Source organism: Chitinophagaceae bacterium, assembly GCA_016710165.1.
In the GTDB taxonomy this organism is placed as follows: domain Bacteria; phylum Bacteroidota; class Bacteroidia; order Chitinophagales; family Chitinophagaceae; genus Ferruginibacter.
This window is the reverse complement of sequence record JADJLJ010000002.1, coordinates 163,126-183,368: the sequence shown is the minus strand read 5'-3', so window position 1 is coordinate 183,368 and position 20,243 is coordinate 163,126. Positions and strand designations below refer to the sequence as shown.

The window sequence follows — 20,243 nt, the reverse complement described above, 5'->3', positions numbered from 1 at the left end:
GAAACCGGGCAGGAGAATTACTGTATTTAGGGCATCTGTTTAATTATATATGATTGAATATCAATTATATATATGAATATGGCGGTTTATTTCACCCTTTTATACCATCCGGTCCCGTACAGGTAACTTGCCCCCTGGTACCAGGCTATTGCTTCATTGATAAGGCTATCCGAATCAGTGCTTTGGGTGTTTTTCCCCGTTTTAAAATCGGCGTTAAAAGAATGAACCCTGCGCCGGGGAGATAATATAACAAGGTTGTCCCCCTTTATATAGCCCATATCCTGGTAAGTACTGATGAATGCCCGTTCCTTACCCGGGGATAACCGGTAGATGTCGTATCCAAAAAAGCGGCTGGTATAATCCAGGTTCATCAGTCCAAGTAGCGTAGGTGCCAGGTCGATCTGGCTTACCAATCTTTCTTCCACAGCAGGTTTGATCAATTGCGGGGCATATACCAGGCAGGGAATGTGATACCGGTTCACAGGCAGGTCGGTTTTACCGGCACTTTTAGAACAATGATCTGCCACGATCACAAACAGGGTATTATTGAACCAGGGTTTTTGCTGTGCATTTTTGATGAATCCATTGATGGCACAGTCCGTATATTTTACGGCACCGGCAATGGACTGGGAAGCGGACGGTATGTCTATTCTTCCATCAGGGTACGTATAAGGTCTGTGATTGCTCACCGTCATAATATGGTTAAAGAACGGTTTGCCTTTTGCATAACTCCGGTCGCACTGCTGCAGGGTAAAATCAAATGCTGCTTCATCATCCACCCCCCATGCGGTAGTGTGATGAACCAGGTTCTCAGGGATGTCCCTTTCATCCAAAACAGTATAACTGCTGTTGCTGAAAAATTTACCCATGTTATCAAAGAAGGAATTCCCGCCATAAATGTAATTGCATTCATACCCTTTACTCTTCAGAACGCTGCCCATGGTAAACATATCGTCATTCCCGGGCCGGCGAACGATGGATTGCCCGGGTGTGGGAGGAATGGCCAGGGATAAAGCTTCCAGGCCCCTCACTGTCCGCGTACCGGATGCGTAGAATTTATCAAACCACAAACTGTACGGAATGAGAGAATCCAGGTACGGCGTGATATTCTCTTTATTGCCAAACCGTTTCAGGTAATCACTGCTCAGGCTTTCAACACTTATCAGCACAATGTTCCATTTATGTTCAGGACCATCGCTTTTTATCCGGCGTTCGATACTCAATGGGTCATTGGTGAATGTTGTACCGGGCGCCTTCAGCAAGTTTCTCAGGATGGCAAAATTCGCTGTATCGTTCCGGGTAAGGTAAAATTTGTTGTAGTCAATCTCATTGTTCCAGAAGGCCGTTCCAAATTCATAGATACCATTCCCGCCGAGTTCATTTATGTAATTGTTATTACTGATGTTCTTTAACCGGTTATTGACCAGGAAATAACCTGCCAAAGGAAATAACAGGAAGACCAGGAAAAAGACGGTCCGGTTCCGGAAACGCATGCTGCTCAGCTGGGTGACAACAATTCTTTTTCTTACCAGGAACAGGATAAAAAATACAGCAAGTAAAACAGCGGCCATGATCAAAGGTACATTATAGGACTCCCGGATATTACCAATTACTTCGGTGGTATAGATCAGGTAATCAACTGCAATAAAGTTAAAACGTACATTGAACTCATCCCAGAAAACGATTTCAGCGCCGGCATTAAGTACAAGGATAAGCGTGATCAAAAAGAACAGAATGAAAAGGGGAATACGCTGCCATTTCTTCTGGTACCAGGAATCCTTCATCAGCCAGCAATACAGTGCCACCGGAATGGCAAAGAACCCCCATACAACCAGGTCGTAGAACAGGCCAATGAGGAACAGATTAACCAAATGAAGCAGGTTAAAATCAAGGTTGGGCCAGCTCCTGATCAAAAGGATCACCCTTGTAATGAAACTAAGTGAACAAAGAATGATGGCTAAGATAAGTAATGGGCCAAACCGGTGGGTAAACCAGTTCTGCATTTTTTTCATACGGCAAAAATACAAAGTATACTCCTGTGAACCGGCATTTTAACATAATCATAAATCGAGGTCACACTCGGTGCCAGGGCATGTTTCGACTAAAACCAACTACTGCTTTTCCTGCTCCTGCTGCGGCCTCCTAATCCCAGGGCGCCGAGCAATGACCGCACGATGGTATTGCCTGCTGTGCGGGCCATGCTTTTTACAATAGTGTTATTGGTAACTTTTTCCAGGGTCGAAGGTTCTTCCTTTGCTGATCTCTTTGTGGTGGTGGTTCCCTCCTGTGCTGACTTCTCTGCCGCCTCCTGCAATTTGGCCGTTAATATTTCATAAGCGCTTTCACTGTCTATGACCTTATTGTATTTGGCCACCAGTTTTGACCGGGAAGCAATGCTGCCGATCTCTGCTTCGGTCAATACATCCATCCGGCTGCGTGGGGCACAAAGCATGGTATGTGCCAGCGGTGTGGGAATACCTTTTTCATTCAACATGGTCACCAGCGCTTCACCAATCCCCAACTGGGTGATCAGGTCCTCGGTTTTGTAGTATTCCGTTTCGGGATAGTTCTCTGCCGTTTGTTTGATCACCTTCCTGTCGGCTGCGGTAAAAGCACGTAAGGCATGTTGTATTTTTAAACCCAATTGCGCCAATACACTGGCCGGTACATCCATCGGGTTTTGTGTACAGAAGAAAACACCGATCCCTTTTGAACGGATGAGTTTTACGATGGTCTCTATCTGCTGTAAAAGTGCTGAACTGGCTTCATTGAAGATCAGGTGAGCCTCATCGATGAACATCACCAGTTTGGGTTTATCCATATCTCCCTCTTCCGGGCAGGTGGCATACAATTCGGCCAGCATCTGCAGCATGAAGGTGGAGAACAGTTTTGGCTTATCCTGCAGGTCGGTCACTCTTAACACACTGATCATTCCCCTTCCGTCATCCGCAATGCGCATCAGGTCATCCACTTCAAAACTCTTTTCACCGAAGAAGATATCGGCGCCCTGCTGCTGCAGTTCTATCACTTTACGCAAAATGGTACCGGTGGATGATGTGGAGATCTTACCATAGGTCTTCTCTATTTCTGCCTTGCCTTCGTCACCAATGTATTGAAGCAGTTTTATAAAATCTTTCAGGTCAAGCAAGGGCAACTGGTTATCGTCACAATACTTAAATATCAGCGCCACTACGCCACCCTGTGTATCGTTCAGCTCCAGTATCTTGCTCAGCAATACCGGGCCAAACTCACTTACGGTCGCACGCAGGTGTACTCCCTTCTGCCCGGTAAGGTTCATCAGCTCGGCCGGGAACAAAGCAGGTTTGTATTCCATCTTCAGTTTCTGGTACCGGTCTTTGATCTTGTCGTTGTCTGCGCCCATGGCAGCAATACCACTCAGGTCGCCTTTAATATCCATTACCAGTACCGGCACACTGGCATCACTTAAAAACTCACTGATCACCTGCAGGGTCTTTGTCTTGCCGGTACCGGTGGCCCCTGCGATCAATCCGTGCCGGTTCATTGTCTTCAACGGCAAAAAGATCTCTGCTTCGGGTACCAGTTCCCCGTCCAGTACTGCTGCGCCGATCTTTACGGATTCTCCCTTGAATGTATACCCGTTTTTTATGGCCTGTATGAATGCTTCCTTATTTGCCATTGTACTTTATTTTAAAGGAAAGGTACAACCTGTTGCTTAATTGTACATGAAGATTTTTACCGCTACTTCCTGTAAATTTGCATCAATGAAAAGGCTATTTATTTCTATACCTGCTGCAATTATTGCAATCGCCATTATCAGTTCTTTTCTTGAAAAAGAGAGCATTGCAATAACCACCAAAGCCGCCCTCGGTAAAAAACTATTCTCCGAAAAAATACTTTCCAAAGATTCCACCATCAGCTGTGCCAGCTGCCATAAACCAACATTTGCTTTTGCCGATACCTCCGCATTCAGCATTGGGATTGGCGGAAAACTCACCAAACGGAATACCCCTTCTGTATTGAACATGAAGAACCGTCCTTATTTTTTCTGGGATGGCAGGGCCGCTTCACTGGAAGAACAGGCGCTGATGCCCATCCAGAACCCGGATGAGATGGGATTGCCTGTTGAAGAAGCGGTAATGCGGCTGAATGAATCCGCAGAATACAAATTGCTTTTTCAACGGGTATTTAAACAAAAACCGGATGCAAAGAACCTGGCGGCTGCCTTTGCCGCTTTTGAAGAAACGCTGGAAACCGTTGACAGCAAATTTGATGACTGGAGCAATAATATGGGGAAACTGACCGCCCCGGAAGAAAGGGGAAGACAGTTATTTGTGGGCGATAAGGCAAAATGCTTCGACTGCCACCGCATGGAAGACTTCACCACAGATGAATTTAAAAATATCGGGTTGTATGATGAAAGAAAACTGAATGATGCCGGCTTGTACAACATCACAAAAAAAGAAAGTGATAAAGGCAGATTCAAAACGCCTGGCTTACGTAATGTTGCCGTGACAGCCCCATACATGCACAATGGAATGTTCAGGACCCTGGAAGAAGTACTCAATTATTACAACAGCCCCGACTGGTTTGTAGATAATTCCATCAACAGGGATGATGCACTTAAAACACCCCTCCGCTTAACGGCACAGGAAAAGAAAGACATCATTGCGTTTTTGAGAACGCTGACGGATAAGAAGTATGTGAAAAGACAATAGTCAATGGTCATTAAGTCATTGGGTCATTAAAAAAACCAAAGAATTTGAGGTTTTTCTCCGGAATCTGGCAGAGGCATATCTATTTTTGTTCAAATTGAAATCAATGATCCTGCTTGAAGATCTGCGTGTCTATACTCTTACCATGGAAATTGGTGAATTAGTTCATGGGATCACTGTTGGGTGGGACGTATTTTGCAGAAAGAGTCTTGGCAATCAATTTTCGAGGGCTGCTGATTCGATTGCACTAAATATAGCTGAAGGTTACGGCAGGTATCATTACAAGGAAAACAAAAACTTCTGCTGGTATGCAAGAGGTTCGTTGTTTGAAACAAAAACAGCCAACCAAAAAGCATACAACCGGAAACTGCTGACACAGGAGAAGTTCGATATGGTACAAAACAGGCTGAAAGAATGCCACCTGCTTCTCAATCTCTACATCAAAAGCATTGGAAATCCCCGAGGCAAATAATGACCCAATGACTTAATGACCTTCTAATAAACTTCACCCCCCTCCCCCCCCCGTGGCATGCCTTTTCCCCAAACAGGGGCCCGGGCAAATTGAACGCGCACGACCATGACTCAATGACCTAATGACTTAATGACTAATGACTAATGACTTAATTTTACCTTTAACAAAAAATTAGGCACTATATTCGCTTTAACAAAATTGATTTAATTTTATTTGCTCATAAACCAACAACAATGGAAAACACTAAACCCAAAATATTACTTTGCGAAGACGATACGAATCTTGGCATGGTGCTCAAGAACTACCTGGAGCTGAATGATTATGATGTGACCCTGGAAAGGGATGGCAAACTCGGCCTCGCTGCTTTTCAGCGTGAAAAATTCGACATCTGCCTGCTGGATGTGATGATGCCCAATATGGACGGCTTTACCCTGGCAGAAGAGATCCGGGATGTGAACCCCGATGTGCCCCTGTTCTTCCTGAGTGCAAAGACCATGAAGGATGATATCATACAGGGCTATAAACTGGGAGCGGATGATTACATCACCAAGCCATTCGACAGCGAAGTACTGCTGCATAAGATAAAGGCCATTCTCAAGCGCAACGAAGAAATGCACCGGGAGGAAGTGAATGCCGAATACGACCTGGGCAAATACCATTTCAACCCACGCCTGCGGGAATTATCCGTTGGCGGAAAAGTGCAGACACTCTCCCCGAAGGAAAATGAATTGCTGAAAATGCTGAGTGAATATAAGAACGACCTGCTGAGCCGTGAGATCGCCCTGAAAAAAATATGGGGAAGCGACACGTATTTCAATGGCCGCAGCATGGATGTATATATTGCCAAGCTTCGCAAATATTTAAAAGAAGATTCAGCCATCGAGATCGTGAACATTCACGGCAACGGATTCAGGCTGGTGGTAACTGAATAGAAAAAGTTTTTTTTATAAAGGAGCCCTGCAATATTGCGGGGCTTTTATTTTATCCCATACCTGCTTTGGGATCTTAACCACCAGGCATGAACAAATACAACGCCGTCTTCGTCTATTCTTTGTGACTTAGTGCCTTCGTGGTTCCATATTACTCATTAAAAAAGTGAATCGCCATCTTATTTTACAGCCAGCATCAGTTTTGCCCAGAAAGTATTGTCGAAGGAAGAGGGCCCCAGCACTGCATCGCCGGTATCATCGCCATGCCGTATCACCACCAGGTCTTTGGATGGGATCACATAGATCTTCTTATCTCCCTTTCCCAATGCGGATATCATATCGGCGGGTGCAGCAGGATTCAAAGCTCCCGGGAAGACGGCCGTCAGCGTTGGTACCATGAAGGAAGGCTTTCCATTCAACCACCAGAGGTATCCGTACGACTGGTTATAATTCTGAGATGTATTCGTCATGGCATTGAAATAAGCGGGGTCGGTCATGAGCGTATTGCCATTCCATATTCCTTTATTCAGGGTCAGTAAACCAAACCGGGCCATATCCCTGCTGTTGAGCCACAGCACATAATTATACCAGGTATAATTCTTCATGCCGATCTTATCCGCCAGTTTTGTTTTGGTGTAGGTATTATAATTGGTAGCTGTTGCATTGGCGATCACATTCTGCAGCAGCCGGTACGGTGCATTGTAATAATACCAGAAAGTACCGGCGTCTGCTTTATAGGTAAGACAGGCAGGCGTAATGCAATCATCATCGGGCACGTTATATTCCAAACCCGTTGTCATCGTCAGCTGGTGCCTTACTGTGATCAGGTCCTCTTTTGCCAATGGGGCCGATGTCCATCCGGTTCCCAGGTACGTGCTGGTTTTATTATTGATGTTCAGCTGGCCTTCCTGCTGTGCTATGCCTGCTAAAAATGCGGTAACACTTTTCCCCGCAGAAGCAATATAATATACCGTGTTCATGTTCCAGCCGTTCCAGTATCTTTCTGCCACGATACGTCCTTTGTATAAAATGATCAGCCCATAGGTGTTCTTTGTTCCGGCATAATCAATGGCTTCGTTCAGTTTTGTCACATCCCAGCCCAGGGATTGAGTAGATACCGTCTCCCAGGCATCGCTTCCAATGGGCGGAAAATACATGCTGGCGGGTGGAGTTACCGGGGCAGGTGCTGCTTCATCTTTCTTGCAGGATGAAAATAATATGCAAATGGTGGCTGCAGCTATTAATGTTCGCATAGAAAAGGTTGAGTATCTCAGACAGGGACCTGGCACAGAAGTTTAACGGCTGCCTGCATTATTTAGTATCGTGGAAAAGTAAATTGCCGCTACCGCCGGATGATCTCCTTCCCAGGTGTTCATAGGCTTTTGCCGTGGCTTCCCTTCCCCTTGACGTACGTTGTAGAAAGCCTTCCTGGATCAGGAAGGGCTCATACACTTCTTCCAGTGTGCCCACTTCTTCGCCAACTGCGGTGGCAATGGTGGTGATCCCTACCGGGCCGCCTTTGAATTTTTCGATGATGGTTGAAAGAATACGGTTGTCCATTTCATCCAGCCCATGCTTATCAACATTCAGTGCTTTCAAAGAATGTTCGGTGATGCCCAGGTCGATCACCCCGTTCCCGATCACCTGTGCAAAATCCCTCACCCGGCGCAACAGGCCGTTTGCAATACGGGGTGTGCCCCGGCTGCGGCGTGAAATTTCATCTGCCGCATCGCTGGTGATCTTTGTGCTCAATATTCTTGCCGAACGCTGGATGATATTCTTCAGCGTAACCGTATCATAATATTCCAGTCTTGATTTGATGCCGAACCGGGAAAGCAACGGAGCCGTAAGTAAACCACTTCGTGTGGTGGCCCCGATCAGGGTGAATGGATTCAGGTTGAGCTGAACACTTCTTGCATTGGGCCCGCTGTCGATCATGATGTCGATGCGGTAATCTTCCATCGCCGCATACAGGTATTCTTCCACCACCGTACTCAGGCGGTGGATCTCGTCAATGAATAAAACATCATTGGTTTCTAAATTAGTAAGCAACCCAGCCAGGTCACCAGGCTTCTCGATCACCGGTCCGCTTGTTTCTCTGATGTTTACCCCTAACTCATTTGCAACAATTCTGGATAGGGTCGTCTTTCCCAATCCCGGCGGTCCATGAAACAGGATATGATCCAGTGCTTCGCCCCTTATTTTGGCAGCTTTAATAAAGATGCTGATGTTCCCGATGATCTGCGACTGGCCCGAAAAATCGTCTATGACCGAGGGCCGTATGCTGTTCTCAAACTCCCTGTCGGCAGGCTTCAAAAAGGCGGATTCACTATTTAAATTGGGGTTGGCCATGAACAATTTTTTATCAACTTTGTAAAACTAATCATTAATCAGTAAAATCAGTTTTTTATGAACATAGGAATACTCGGCAGCGGCATCGTTGGACGTGTTTTAGGAAACGCATTCTTAAAAGAAGGTCACCAGGTAATGCTGGGTACAAGAGACCTGAACAAGGAAGAGGTGGTAAAATGGCTTTTGCAAAACCCGGGTGGAAGAGCCGGCTCATTTGCAGATACTTCAAAATTTGGTGAAATAATCCTGCTTGCCACTGCCGGGGATATTACCGCCCAGGTGATCAGTAGCAGCGGTCCTGAGCATTTTAACGGAAAGGTCGTGATCGATGCAACCAATCCCATTGATCATACCCGCCCGCCGGTGAATGGTGTATTGCCTTATTTCACCAGTGCGGATGAATCACTGATGGAAAGGCTGCAAAAGATGCTGCCAGGGGCCAAACTGGTAAAAGCGTTCAACAGCGTGGGAAATGCCTTTATGTATAAACCCGACTTTGGGGGTGAAAAACCAACCATGTTCATCTGCGGCAATGACGAGGATGCCAAGAAGACCGTTACAGCCATTTTAGATTCCTTTGGCTGGGAAACGGAGGATATGGGCAAGGCGGAAGCCGCCAGGCCGATCGAGTCACTCTGCATCCTCTGGTGCATCCCGGGGTTTATCCGCGGCCAGTGGACCCATGCTTTCCGGTTGTTGAAAAAACAGACAGGTAAAGAATAATTGTCATAAACAGTTGACATTTTCAACCTCTCAGCCCCCCATTTCGCCATTAATCATATCCAATAGTATTTTCACTATATTGGTGGGTAATTTTGAGGCATGAGTAAGACAAATGTAAGATATTGGCTATGCCAGGTAACCGGCTGGGGCTTGTGGGGGCTCATCATTCTATACTTCAACTTTGTGGTTTTTGGCGACCGCCTGAAAGAACAGGGCGGCGAAAAAGAAAACCTTATCAGCCTGGGCATTTTCCTGGTCGTGGGCATCTTTGTTACTCATGTGGCCCGCCTTATTTTAAAAAGGACCCATTGGCTTAAACTTTCCATCAACCGCATTGTCCCGTTGTTCATCGTGGTGGTTGGCGCTACCGGTGTTGCACTATTTTATGCTGATAATTTCATTGAGACCCGTTCGGGGTATTCGTACGACAAATACGTGATCAACAAACGGCTGGAAAAAGCCAAAAAAATGGAGGAGCAGTACGGACTTACTTCACTCACCTATTACAAAGACCCTGCTTTAATAACAGACAGTTCAATAAAAAGAGGCATCTCGGAAATCAAAAAGAACACCGGGTGGTACCGCAACAAAAGGGGCGAATGGACATTCCAGAACAAGTCTGACCTCGTAAGCATTTATTATAACCTGTTGCTGGTTGCCATCTGGATGCTCATCTACATTGTTTACCACTACGTGGAAAAGAACCGGAAAGACCAGCTCGACCGGCTGAAGCTGGAATCCACGGTCAAGGAACTGGAACTAAAGACCATCAAGTCGCATATCAATCCGCATTTCATATTCAATTCCCTCAACAGCATCCGTGCCCTGGTGGATGAGAATCCTACCCGGGCCCGCCGTGCCATCACCGAACTGAGCAATATCCTCCGCAGCAGCATGCAGGCAGAGAAAGCCGAGACCGTGACACTGCAAAGTGAACTGGATATTGTAAAAGATTACCTGGCGCTTGAGCAGATGCGTTTTGAAGAAAGGCTGAAAGTGGAACTGGATATTGATAAAGACACCCTGGAGCAGCCGTGCCGCCCATGATGCTGCAGACACTGGTGGAAAATTCCATCAAACACGGAATAAGCAAATTGATAAACGGGGGGTTGGTTCGTATCGTGGCCGGCTTCACCGATCATCACCTGGAACTGTTGGTGCAGAATACCGGGTACCTGAACGGAAAAATAAACGGCGATGCCGGACAGACAGGGCTTTGGTATAAAAAGTACGCAGGATCGGTTAAATTTGATGTACCAGGGCAAGGCTGTTTTTGAGATAAAGAACATTGATGGCGGCATGGTGGAATCAAAAGTCTCCCTCCCTGTGATGGTATAGATTCACTCAACTAAAACTTTGATAGTATGCAAAAGGCATTGATCATTGACGATGAAAGACTGGCAAGAAATGAACTGAAAAAACTCCTCATGGAATTCCCGGAGATCGAAGTGATCGGCGAAGCAGCCAATGCGGCTGAAGGACTGGAAAAAATTGAAAGCATGTCACCCGATCTTATTTTCCTGGATATCCAGATGCCGGGCAAGACGGGTTTCGATATGCTGACCGAACTCGACAGCGCCCCGCATGTAATTTTTACAACGGCCTACGATGAATATGCCCTGAAGGCATTTGAAGTGAATGCCCTGGATTACCTGATGAAACCGGTTGAACCCAAGCGCCTGGCCGATGCCATTCACAAACTGCAACTGGCGGAAGAAAAGGAAATGGCCACTGCTATGGCCGGCATCAACCGGGGCATATTAACCGAACATGACCAGGTCTTTGTAAAGGACGGCGAACGCTGCTGGTTTGTTAAACTGGGCGAAGTAAGGTTATTTGAGAGTGTGGGCAATTATGCCAAGGTATTTTTCAGCACATACAAGCCGCTCATTTTAAAATCGCTGAATGCGCTGGAAGAGAGGCTGGATGAAAAAGTCTTCTTCCGGGCCAACCGCAAGCACATCGTTAACCTGCGTATGATCGAGAAGATAGAGCCCTATTTCAATGGCGGGCTTTTGCTGGAGCTGCAGGGCGGCGAAAAGATCGAAGTGAGCCGGAGACAGGCGGTGAAGTTCAAGGAGATGATGAGTTTGTAGAAAGCGTTGAAGGGTTGAAGACGTTTAAATGTTTCAATCGTTCATTGAACCATATTATCTTATTAAGAATTAATAAACAATAATGAAGAAACTACTTTTAACTATTGCAACAGGCCTGATAAGCCTGTTTTCTTTTGCTCAGAACATTGATAAGATCATCAATGCTGCGGAAGTGGATCGTATTGAACGGATCCTTTCTGCCGATGACATGCAGGGTCGCCGGGCATTTACGCCGGGCATAGATAAAGCGGCGGAATTCATTGCATCAGAATTTGCAAAAAGCAAACTGCAATTCTTTGGCGGTGCAAAATCCTATTTCCAGGAATTTGCCATGACCCGGAACAAGCCCGTGGAAGTAAAAGGCATGCTTGATAACGAACCGCTTACAACAGATAATGTTGCGGCCATTACAACAGCGGCGGAGCTGAATATCACTTCACTGAAAGATTATGAAGTGATCATGGTTAAAGCAACAGACACTTTTAATAAAGTGGTATTCCCTTTGTTTGACCTGGAAAAGAATGTATTGATACTGGTGGATACGGCCCATACCCGCCGCTTCAAAAGCATGCAGCGCTTTGCCGGCAATGCCAAATTCCCTTCCGGTGTTTCGCAGGTACTGGTGCTGACCACCAACCCCAATCCCGCTTCTTTTAACCTGCACGTTAAAAATGAACAAACGGTCCAGAAGCTGAAGAATGTAGTGGGCGTAATTCCGGGCAAGAGTAAGAAAGATGAGTACGTTGTCTTCAGCGGGCATTACGATCACTTAGGTATTGGCAAACCCGATAAGAACCAGGACAGCATTTTCAACGGCGCCAATGACGATGCCGCCGGAACAACCGCCGTAATGATGCTGGCAAAATATTTCAGCCAGGCAAAGAACAATGAACGTACACTGGTATTTGTTGCCTTTACCGCCGAAGAGATCGGGGGATTTGGAAGCCGTTACTTCAGCAAACAAATGAACCCGGACAACGTGATGGCCATGTTCAATATTGAAATGATCGGCACCGAAAGCAAATGGGGCACTAACAGTGCCTACATAACCGGGTACGAAAAAAGCGATATGGGAAAGATATTGCAGGCCAACCTGGAAGGATCCAGATTCCGTTTTGAGCCCGACCCCTATCCGAAGCAGAATTTATTTTACCGCAGCGACAATGCCACCCTGGCCGAACTGGGTGTGCCTGCCCATACCATCTCCACCTCTAAAATGGAAGAAGCGCCCAATAACGAGCCCAACTACCACAAGCAAAGCGATGAGATCGGCACGCTGGACATGAACAATATGGCCGAAATCATTAAAGCCATTGCCATCAGCAGTAAAACGATCGTGAGCGGAAAGGATACACCGACGAGGGTGGAGAAAAAGAAGTAATAGTAACAACTGAAATGTATTTGCGCTACTCATTGAGGGTAGCGCTTTTTTATTACCTGCAAAACCAATAACCGGCAATACATTTCCGGCTACCGTATCGGCAGACGGATCCAGCGAGGCAAAAATGTGACGCCAGTCATATTTAATATAAGGCATCAACAGTACCTTACCCAAACATTCTATCATATTATTTTAATATCAGATTATGAACGGGAAAAACAACATAGCAATAGGTTTTTTGACCATGGGCTTTTTTATGGCTTATGGCTTTTTGCTTATTTATCTTCGTGACTTTGCACCCGGAAAAGCGGAATGGGCAAACTCGTACAGTATTGGAAAGCATTTTGAAGCCCGGCTTGCACATGTGCACGGAAACCTCTTTGCCTTTTTAAATATTCTTATTGGTTATTTATTACTTCACTTTATTGACAAAATAAAATATATAAAAGCCATTTCCTGGCTGGCTTTAGCAGGTTTATTGATGCCAATCGGAATTTTATCTGAAGTATACCTGGGTTTACCCCGATTTTGGTTTTGGTAGGTGCTGTTGCAATGACCTTGTCTATAGTTTGGCTTGGCTTGGCCTTTCTTAAAATGAAACAGCTGACACAAAAATGAAAAAAGGCATACGTTATTTAGCAGCGGCTGTTTTGACTGGTTTTGGTTTGCTGACATTATTCCTAAGCGCATCAGTAATTTTTGACCTGTTCAACATCCGGGTAAGAGAAGGCAACTATGTACTGTTTATTGTTTGGACAAATTTCATCAGCAGTTTATTTTATCTTTTTTCTGTTTACGGTCTTCTTACGGTAAAAACCTGGACCTACAAAACGCTGGGACTTACAACGGTAATTTTAACCATTGCATTTATTGGTTTTCTTTTCTATATCCAATCTGGCCGAGTGCATGAAAACAAAACTATAGGTGCGATGATCTTCAGAATTGTCCTGACTTTCTCATTCTCCCTTTTTGCCTACTTTACCATAAACAAAAATCAAAAACAAGGAACATAAAATATCAACTCCGGATATAAAAGCAATTTCCACAGTATCCATCCGCCCCGGTCAGTGGCACAAACCGGGGTAGATGTCGTTCCGGTTCCCTAGCAAAATATCCCTTCCCAGCAACGTTCTCCTGCAAGGGACGTTGTGTCAACGAATTTGTTTTTTAAATTACGCAACGTCCCCGTCAGCCAGCACACAAATCACAGGAGAAACGTTGCTGAGAAAAGAACATGAACAATATGGCCGAGATCATTAAAGCCATTGCCCTCAGCAGCAAAACGATCGTGAGCGGAAAGGATACGCCGACGCGGGTGGAGAAAAAGAAGTAATAGTAACTACTGAAATGTATTTACGCTACTCATTGAGGTAGCGTTTTTTTATTACCTGGTTAAAAAATTGCTTACCGCATTTCAGTAGTGTATATTAGCGGAAACACAGATGTTGGCAGCAATTCTCAACAACACACCAATGACACGTTCCAGTACTTTGATTTCAATTTTATCCATTTTAATACTAGGAGGATGTCATGGAACAAAAACTCATGAAGAGTTGGCTGAAATGTTTTTTCAAAATAAACCAACTTTAGATTCTCTCATTACAAAATTGAAGGGTGATAAGAAACTTGACTCATTATTCCGAATAGGCCCATATAACGGCTTGCCAGACATAAAAGATTCTTATGCAAACGAATATAATATACTTAAGAAAGTCGGAATTACAGATGCCTCCTCACATATGTGTAACAAGGTTACAAACTGGTACTCCCGAAAGACCAATTGGCCTTCTAAGTATCCAATCTTTCTAGTTTATACCCCATGCGACTCACTTAAAACCATTAAAACTTTTACGACAAAGACAAATATTCAAATGAGTGGTGGGGGTTAGGGGAAAATTGGCAAATATTCCGGTTTGTCAAAACGATCGACCATATGAAACTCTAAAGAACCAATCAACTACAGGCAGCATTGGTTTGACGTAATTGGGGTTTGACGGGAAAACGCTCAGTTTCTCCGCCCCGGTTCCTGGCCCACGAACCAAGGCTGTGATAAAAGGGAAAGGACGCTTTGCATTCTAAACAAAAAAACCGCATCTTTAATCCGGGTACTTTTGACAACAGGATGCTGACCGCTGCCATTCGTTGATGTGCTGCCCTGTCATCACCCTGCTAAAACCTCCTGAATAATTTTAATCGGGTAAACATGAAAAAAATAGTACGGGTTGCACAGGTATTTCTTTTCTGCTTATAACTGTTCCCTGTTTCATGCCAGAGAAAAAAGAAGGCCCCGGAAAGCAACGCAATAAATGAGATCGGCCTTAAAAGGGGGGATATAATTTCCTGTGGCCCGCCCGGTAAAGAATTTGGCTCCGTTGCATTTGAAACATCCTGCCCGGACAATGTCAAGAAGGATTTTGACCTGGCTGTAGCGCTGCTTCACTCCTTTGAATACGACGAAGCTGAAAAGGTATTTGCAAAGATCATAGATGATGAACCAGGCTGTACCATGGCTTACTGGGGAGCAGCCATGAGCAATTATCACCCGCTTTGGGCGCCCCCCACCCAACCCGAACTGGAAAAACGCAAGGATCACAAATGGAAACTGGTTTTATCAATGCTATTGCCGAATTTTATAAAGACTGGACTACGACCGATCACCGCCCCCGGAGCCTGGCCTATGAAAAGGCAATGGAAAATATCTTTAAAACATACCCGGCCAGTAAAGAAGCCGCCATCTTTTATTCATTGGCATTGGTGGCAACGGCTGATCCGGCTGATCAAACTTTTTTCAACCAACGGAAAGCCGGCAGCATCCTCACCAGTTTGTTCCCGGAAGGCCCCAATCACCCGGGCATCGTGCATTATATTATTCATACGTACGATTATCCGGAACTGGCGTTATTGGCCCTGCCTGCTGCCAGGAAATATGCAGCCATCGCCCCCTCATCGGCACATGCGCAGCATATGCCATCACATATTTTCACCCGGCTGGGTCTATGGGATGAATGCATCGGGTCAAATATCGCCGCTGCTTCTTCGGCCAAATGCTATGCAGAATCTGCGGGGCTAAAGGGCCATTGGGATGAGGAGTTGCACGCCCTCGACTACCTTGTATATGGTTATTTGCAAAAAGGGGAGAACAGCCTTGCAAAACAACAATGGGATTATTTAAATACCATGCAGGATGTTTCTCCGGTTAACTTTAAGGTCCTGTATGCATTTGCTGCCATTCCATCCAGGTATGTGCTGGAAAATAAACTGTGGAAGGAAGCCGCTGCTTTACCCATGCCTCCCCTGCACCTTCCCTGGGAAAAATTTACCTGGCAAAAGGCCATCATTCATTTTACCAGGCTGCTTGGGTCTGCTCATACCGGCAACCTCGATTCAGCCAAAGCAGAATTAAAAAAACTTACCGAGATCCGGCAGGCATTGATGGATCAAAAAGATGATTACAAGGCAGGGCAGGTGCAGATACAGGTAAAGACCGGCGAGGCATGGATACTTTTGAAAGAAGGAAAAAGCAAGGAAGCGCTTACAAGTATGAAGGCTGCCGTCAGCATGGAAAATAAAACCGAAAAACATCCGGTAACTCCGGGTGAAGTACTACCTGCCATGGAATTGCTGGCCGATATGTTATTACAATTGAATAAACCTGCCGAAGCGCTGTCTGCTTATGAAGCAAGCCTCAAAAAACATCCCAACCGCTTCAATGGCCTATATGGTGCCGCTTTAGCAAGCGAAAGGAATAACAACTCCGAAAAAGCAACCTTTATTACCAGCAACTATTGGCTATCACTAATTCAGGTACGGCAGTCAGACAGGAATTGCAGGCTGCCAAAGCATTTTTAAAAAAGAAGGATAATTAACGGGGTGAAGTTGCATTCGGGATGCAGAATACCAGGTACTGGATGCCAGTATCCCACATCCACCTCCCATGCCTGATCTTAGCCTGCTGCTGTTGATCATATCAATACCCGATCAATGATGCCCACTTCACCTTATCCTTTTCTTCGGCACTCAGTTTCTGTCCATGCCACAAGGCATTTTCCCAGTCGCCGTAAGTGGCATTGGGCAGCATGATGTATTTACTGCCAAAGTATGACTGCACTTTATCCACATTGGCATTTCTTTCAAAGGCAGCTTTGTCGTAAAACAGGTCGTCGAAATCATTCAGGTTGTCGCCCAGCAATAATACCACGTTGTATCGTTTTGCCACTTCCAGCCGGCGGGGTTCCTTGTCGCTGACAGCACCCTTCATCATCATGTGCATACTGTCAACCTGCGGAAATCCCTGCAGCTGCAGGTTTCGCATGGTAGCTGCTTTTTGTGCTTCCCTGCGGTTGGTTATGTAAAAGACCTGCACCCCATGCTGTGCCGCATAGTTAAAGAATTCCACGGCACCCGGCATTGCTTTGGCATTGGCCAGATCCACCCAGGGGTTCCAGGAACTGTCGGCAAACGTGTGCCCGTTTAAAATATCGTGTGCAGCGCTGGGGCTGTTGTCGAGTACTGTCTCATCCACATCCGTGATAACTGCCAGCGGCATGCTGTCTTTATTGGTCACCAGGATCTCCTGCAGCCGCAACCGGGCCAGGTTGAATGCCTGGTAACACAATGCCTTGTATTCACCACTCTGTTGCTGCCAAAGGGTACCGCTTATATTATACTGGGCCGGTTTGTGATCGGTTACCTGTGCGGAAACGGATATGCTTAAAAAAACTGTTACTGCTGTAAATAATTGACGGATCATGGTGCCTGGAGATTAAAATGATTGTTTCCGCAAAGGTAAGAAGTACAGATGAGCCTGCCTGAATTGAAGGATCCCTGGTCGGTGTCCTCACCGACCGGAAAAACATCCCTAAAACACTTCCATATAATAGGGCAATATCACTAACTCATCGATTTTCCCTGGTCGGTGTCCCCACCGACCGGAACGACATCCCTAAAACACTTTCATATAATGGGGCAATATCACAAACTCATCCACTTACCTGGTCAGTGTCCCCACCGACCGGAACGACATCCCTAAAACACTTTCATATAATGGGGCAATATCTCAAACTCATCCACTTCCCTGGTCAGTGTCCCCACCGACCGAATGACATCCCTAAAACACTTCCATATAATAGGGCAATATCTCAAACTCATCCACTTCCCTGGTCGGTGTCCCCACCGACCGGAACAATACCCTTAAAAGACTTCCATGTAATGGGTCAATATCTCAAACTCATCCACTTCCCTGGTCGGTGTCCCCACCGACCGGAACAATACCCTTAAAAGACTTCCATGTAATGGGTCAATATCTCAAACTCATCCACTTCCCTGGTCGGTGTCCCCACCGACCGGAATGACATCACTAAAACACTTCCATATAATAGGGCAATATCTCAAACTCATCCACTTCCCTGGTCGGTGTCCCCACCGACCGGAACAATACCCTTAAAAGACTTCCATGTAATGGGTCAATATCTCAAACTCATCTTCCTTATTTTCATAAAACCCAGCCGATGAAAACCTGTATTCATCCGGTGAGATACAAAACCGCCATTGTTCCTGCAAAGGATTATAATGCATATAGTTCAATTTTTGAACGGCCATCTCCCTGCTGAATACCCGGATAGCCAACGGATCTCTCTGCCAGAAATTAAAAGCCCTGTCGCTTGCCTTAACATAAAACCGTTGCAGTAAGAAAATATCTTCATCCGCCAGTTTTTTAGCAAACCGGTGTGCAGTAAACTTTTCAAAACTGTTCTTCGGAAACTCTTTCCCGTTCATTTTTAATTGCTCCCAAAGCAAATGAATATGATTAGGCATTATTACATATCCATAGATCCGGACCAGTTCTTTCGCGTGCAACCACTTAAGGCTTTCCATGATCAGCATTTTGTACTCATCCGTACCCAGCAGATGGATCCATTGGTTAATGGTGAGCGTCCAGAAATAAACCTCGTTTAATTCCGTGTATGAATTGCGCCGTCCCTGGTATGAAGCAATACCCATTATAAACAAAAGTTGGTCATTGATGAAAATTCCGATCCGGGCGGCGGGGACACCGGCCAGGGAGATAAAATTAGGCGACTGATTAAATACTCACCCGTTGATCGGGACATCGGATTAGGAGAAAAATATCATTCAATTTTGGTGAGAATTATGAGGGCGTTGCATAAAAAACCAGATCTATTCAATGAATTCATTCAGTCATATGGTCTTATACCATTCCGGTCGGTGGGGACACCGACCAGAGGATCCGGTGTTGGGGAATACCGACAAGGGAGACCTGGTGGGTGGGGACTCCGATAAGGGAGACGGGAGGGATAACAAGGAAGTATGGAGGAGCCTGTAATAATGAGTTCGTTCTATTCGAGCAGGTAATATAAGCCCAGAACGATCACCACAACAGCTACTGAAGTAAGTCCGTAAAGGATCCAGTTGTATAATTCCGGTACAGGATTTATCAACGTGAGTACGCAACTTATGAAACCAAGAAAGGCTCCTGCAGCCAGGCATACAAAGCCAGTGAACTGCCTTTTACCATACCTGAGTTTTTTAAACTCCTTCAGGTGAAGGGAAACCGCTTCTTCATCATAGCCCAGGGCTGCCAGCTGCTCTTTCACTTTTTCGATGTTGAGTTTATCGGTCACCCATTGCTGTACCACAGCAGTATTTACAGAAGCAGGATAAGTCATAGTAATCGTATTTAAAATGGCGAAGCCGTTACCGGTCAACCGCATACCAAGATAAATAAATTTCACTAAGATTAAAACAGGGAGGTAAAAAACCAGGTCATGCCTTCACAGGTACACTATGCACCGCAGCGGCCATTTCTTTTATAAGGTTGGGATCCTTTTCTATGGCATTGCCCACCACAATAACGTCGGCGCCGGCCTTGCAGTTGAGGTAAGCTTTTTCAGGCTCAACGATGCCACCACCGATGATCAATGGAACTTCAATGACATTTGCCACCTGCCGGATCATCTCTTCCGATATGGCACGTTTGGCACCGCTGCCGGCATCCATGTAAATGAGTTTCATGCCCAGCATTTCGCCCGCCATGGCCGTACACATAGCGATCTCATTTTTATCGGCCGGTATGGGAGTTGCATTGGAGATATAAGAAACCGTGGTGGGCGCCCCGCCGTCGATCACCATATAGCCGGTAGGTAAAATTTCCAGCCCGCTTTGTCTTACAACGGGGGCAGAAACAACATGCTGCCCGATCAACAGGTCGGCATTGCGGCCGCTGATGAGTGACAGGTACAGCAACGCATCGGCATATTTACTCACCTGGCTGGGACTACCGGGGAAAAGAATAACAGGGATACCGCAACTGCGTTTGATGAACTGAACACATTCATCCAGGTAATTGGAGATGACCAGGCTTCCGCCCACCAGCAAATAATCTACCCGGGCATCCACAGCAAGCTCAATGAGTTTTTCCATATTGCTGTCGTTCACCTTGTCGGGGTCGATGAGTACGGCAAATGATTTTTTATGCTGCTGTTTACGCTCTGCTAATGATTGGTAAATGGCTTTGATCATTTCCTGTCTGTTGGTTACCTGCAAAAATGTACAAAAATTGGTTCTTACAGAAATATT

General features: G+C 45.7%; 19 protein-coding genes and 2 pseudogenes. 13 read left to right on the top strand and 8 right to left on the bottom strand.

Annotated features, from left to right (window positions below; all coding sequences use genetic code 11):
* Positions 1–86 precede the first annotated feature (86 nt).
* The gene (locus IPJ02_11180; GenBank protein MBK7376096.1) at positions 87–2,012 is read right to left on the bottom strand and encodes a sulfatase-like hydrolase/transferase; all 1,926 of its coding nucleotides are present in this window, start codon (positions 2,010–2,012) and stop codon (positions 87–89) included.
* 89 nt (positions 2,013–2,101) lie between these two features.
* Positions 2,102–3,658, bottom strand: a complete 1,557-nt coding sequence (locus IPJ02_11175) for a DUF853 family protein (GenBank protein ID MBK7376095.1) — start codon at positions 3,656–3,658, stop codon at positions 2,102–2,104.
* A gap of 85 nt (positions 3,659–3,743) precedes the next feature.
* Between IPJ02_11175 and IPJ02_11170 the strand changes: the two genes are divergently transcribed.
* From IPJ02_11170 to IPJ02_11160, 3 genes are all read left to right on the top strand, one after another.
* Positions 3,744–4,697 carry a c-type cytochrome gene (locus IPJ02_11170; GenBank protein ID MBK7376094.1) on the top strand — a complete coding sequence of 318 codons (954 nt, stop codon included), beginning with the start codon at positions 3,744–3,746 and terminating at the stop codon, positions 4,695–4,697.
* A gap of 94 nt (positions 4,698–4,791) precedes the next feature.
* On the top strand, positions 4,792–5,166 hold the full coding sequence (locus tag IPJ02_11165; GenBank protein MBK7376093.1) for a four helix bundle protein: 375 nt from the start codon (positions 4,792–4,794) through the stop codon (positions 5,164–5,166).
* A 233-nt stretch (positions 5,167–5,399) separates the two neighbouring features.
* A complete protein-coding gene (locus tag IPJ02_11160) occupies positions 5,400–6,098 on the top strand; it encodes a response regulator transcription factor (protein ID MBK7376092.1) in 699 nt (232 codons plus the stop codon).
* 176 nt (positions 6,099–6,274) lie between these two features.
* Here IPJ02_11160 and IPJ02_11155 read toward each other — a convergent pair whose 3' ends face one another.
* Positions 6,275–7,348 (bottom strand): serine hydrolase, encoded by a 1,074-nt coding sequence (locus tag IPJ02_11155; GenBank protein ID MBK7376091.1) that lies wholly within the window; start codon positions 7,346–7,348, stop codon positions 6,275–6,277.
* Positions 7,349–7,406: 58 nt separating this feature from the next.
* Positions 7,407–8,447: a Holliday junction branch migration DNA helicase RuvB gene (ruvB, locus tag IPJ02_11150; GenBank protein ID MBK7376090.1), complete on the bottom strand. Its 1,041-nt coding sequence runs from the start codon at positions 8,445–8,447 to the stop codon at positions 7,407–7,409.
* A 57-nt stretch (positions 8,448–8,504) separates the two neighbouring features.
* Between ruvB and IPJ02_11145 the strand changes: the two genes are divergently transcribed.
* The 9 genes and pseudogenes from IPJ02_11145 to IPJ02_11105 all read left to right on the top strand — a co-directional run bounded on the left by IPJ02_11145 (position 8,505) and on the right by IPJ02_11105 (position 16,513).
* On the top strand, positions 8,505–9,170 hold the full coding sequence (locus IPJ02_11145) for an NAD(P)-binding domain-containing protein (GenBank protein ID MBK7376089.1): 666 nt from the start codon (positions 8,505–8,507) through the stop codon (positions 9,168–9,170).
* Positions 9,171–9,269: 99 nt separating this feature from the next.
* Positions 9,270–10,217, top strand: a complete 948-nt coding sequence (locus IPJ02_11140) for a histidine kinase (GenBank protein ID MBK7376088.1) — start codon at positions 9,270–9,272, stop codon at positions 10,215–10,217.
* Positions 10,214–10,447 carry a hypothetical protein gene (locus IPJ02_11135; GenBank protein ID MBK7376087.1) on the top strand — a complete coding sequence of 78 codons (234 nt, stop codon included), beginning with the start codon at positions 10,214–10,216 and terminating at the stop codon, positions 10,445–10,447. Before IPJ02_11140 ends, IPJ02_11135 begins: the two co-directional genes overlap by 4 nt.
* An 87-nt stretch (positions 10,448–10,534) precedes the next feature.
* The gene (locus IPJ02_11130) at positions 10,535–11,266 is read left to right on the top strand and encodes a response regulator (GenBank protein ID MBK7376086.1); all 732 of its coding nucleotides are present in this window, start codon (positions 10,535–10,537) and stop codon (positions 11,264–11,266) included.
* An 82-nt stretch (positions 11,267–11,348) separates the two neighbouring features.
* Positions 11,349–12,647, top strand: coding sequence for a M20/M25/M40 family metallo-hydrolase (locus tag IPJ02_11125; GenBank protein ID MBK7376085.1), 1,299 nt, complete (start codon positions 11,349–11,351; stop codon positions 12,645–12,647).
* A gap of 205 nt (positions 12,648–12,852) precedes the next feature.
* A pseudogene (locus IPJ02_11120) lies at positions 12,853–13,265 on the top strand (hypothetical protein).
* A complete protein-coding gene (locus tag IPJ02_11115; protein ID MBK7376084.1) occupies positions 13,262–13,660 on the top strand; it encodes a hypothetical protein in 399 nt (132 codons plus the stop codon). The pseudogene IPJ02_11120 and the gene IPJ02_11115 overlap by 4 nt, the downstream one beginning before the upstream one ends.
* A 459-nt stretch (positions 13,661–14,119) precedes the next feature.
* Positions 14,120–14,536 (top strand): hypothetical protein, encoded by a 417-nt coding sequence (locus IPJ02_11110; protein ID MBK7376083.1) that lies wholly within the window; start codon positions 14,120–14,122, stop codon positions 14,534–14,536.
* A 362-nt stretch (positions 14,537–14,898) separates the two neighbouring features.
* Positions 14,899–16,513 (top strand): annotated as a pseudogene (locus IPJ02_11105) (hypothetical protein).
* 101 nt (positions 16,514–16,614) lie between these two features.
* Here the strand turns inward: IPJ02_11105 and IPJ02_11100 are convergent.
* Both IPJ02_11100 and IPJ02_11095 read right to left on the bottom strand, forming a co-directional pair.
* Entirely contained in the window at positions 16,615–17,397 is a 783-nt protein-coding gene (locus IPJ02_11100; protein ID MBK7376082.1) for a 5'-nucleotidase, lipoprotein e(P4) family, read from the bottom strand.
* 689 nt (positions 17,398–18,086) lie between these two features.
* The gene (locus IPJ02_11095) at positions 18,087–18,647 is read right to left on the bottom strand and encodes a transposase (protein ID MBK7376081.1); all 561 of its coding nucleotides are present in this window, start codon (positions 18,645–18,647) and stop codon (positions 18,087–18,089) included.
* A gap of 184 nt (positions 18,648–18,831) precedes the next feature.
* Here IPJ02_11095 and IPJ02_11090 point away from each other — a divergent pair, with 184 nt between their 5' ends.
* A complete protein-coding gene (locus IPJ02_11090) occupies positions 18,832–18,990 on the top strand; it encodes a hypothetical protein (protein MBK7376080.1) in 159 nt (52 codons plus the stop codon).
* A gap of 13 nt (positions 18,991–19,003) precedes the next feature.
* Here IPJ02_11090 and IPJ02_11085 read toward each other — a convergent pair whose 3' ends face one another.
* Together IPJ02_11085 and IPJ02_11080 are read right to left on the bottom strand one after the other, a co-directional pair.
* Positions 19,004–19,333: a hypothetical protein gene (locus tag IPJ02_11085; protein ID MBK7376079.1), complete on the bottom strand. Its 330-nt coding sequence runs from the start codon at positions 19,331–19,333 to the stop codon at positions 19,004–19,006.
* A 97-nt stretch (positions 19,334–19,430) separates the two neighbouring features.
* Positions 19,431–20,186 carry a geranylgeranylglyceryl/heptaprenylglyceryl phosphate synthase gene (locus tag IPJ02_11080; protein MBK7376078.1) on the bottom strand — a complete coding sequence of 252 codons (756 nt, stop codon included), beginning with the start codon at positions 20,184–20,186 and terminating at the stop codon, positions 19,431–19,433.
* Positions 20,187–20,243: the final 57 nt, after the last annotated feature.

Coding starts and splice junctions, on each gene's coding strand:
- IPJ02_11180 (MBK7376096.1), bottom strand. CDS start 2,012: ATGAAAAAAATGCAGAACTGGTTTACCCACCGGTTTGGCCCATTACTT.
- IPJ02_11175 (MBK7376095.1), bottom strand. CDS start 3,658: ATGGCAAATAAGGAAGCATTCATACAGGCCATAAAAAACGGGTATACA.
- IPJ02_11170 (MBK7376094.1), top strand. CDS start 3,744: ATGAAAAGGCTATTTATTTCTATACCTGCTGCAATTATTGCAATCGCC.
- IPJ02_11160 (MBK7376092.1), top strand. CDS start 5,400: ATGGAAAACACTAAACCCAAAATATTACTTTGCGAAGACGATACGAAT.
- IPJ02_11155 (MBK7376091.1), bottom strand. CDS start 7,348: ATGCGAACATTAATAGCTGCAGCCACCATTTGCATATTATTTTCATCC.
- ruvB (MBK7376090.1), bottom strand. CDS start 8,447: ATGGCCAACCCCAATTTAAATAGTGAATCCGCCTTTTTGAAGCCTGCC.
- IPJ02_11145 (MBK7376089.1), top strand. CDS start 8,505: ATGAACATAGGAATACTCGGCAGCGGCATCGTTGGACGTGTTTTAGGA.
- IPJ02_11140 (MBK7376088.1), top strand. CDS start 9,270: ATGAGTAAGACAAATGTAAGATATTGGCTATGCCAGGTAACCGGCTGG.
- IPJ02_11135 (MBK7376087.1), top strand. CDS start 10,214: ATGATGCTGCAGACACTGGTGGAAAATTCCATCAAACACGGAATAAGC.
- IPJ02_11130 (MBK7376086.1), top strand. CDS start 10,535: ATGCAAAAGGCATTGATCATTGACGATGAAAGACTGGCAAGAAATGAA.
- IPJ02_11125 (MBK7376085.1), top strand. CDS start 11,349: ATGAAGAAACTACTTTTAACTATTGCAACAGGCCTGATAAGCCTGTTT.
- IPJ02_11115 (MBK7376084.1), top strand. CDS start 13,262: ATGAAAAAAGGCATACGTTATTTAGCAGCGGCTGTTTTGACTGGTTTT.
- IPJ02_11110 (MBK7376083.1), top strand. CDS start 14,120: ATGACACGTTCCAGTACTTTGATTTCAATTTTATCCATTTTAATACTA.
- IPJ02_11100 (MBK7376082.1), bottom strand. CDS start 17,397: ATGATCCGTCAATTATTTACAGCAGTAACAGTTTTTTTAAGCATATCC.
- IPJ02_11095 (MBK7376081.1), bottom strand. CDS start 18,647: ATGGGTATTGCTTCATACCAGGGACGGCGCAATTCATACACGGAATTA.
- IPJ02_11090 (MBK7376080.1), top strand. CDS start 18,832: ATGAATTCATTCAGTCATATGGTCTTATACCATTCCGGTCGGTGGGGA.
- IPJ02_11085 (MBK7376079.1), bottom strand. CDS start 19,333: ATGACTTATCCTGCTTCTGTAAATACTGCTGTGGTACAGCAATGGGTG.
- IPJ02_11080 (MBK7376078.1), bottom strand. CDS start 20,186: ATGATCAAAGCCATTTACCAATCATTAGCAGAGCGTAAACAGCAGCAT.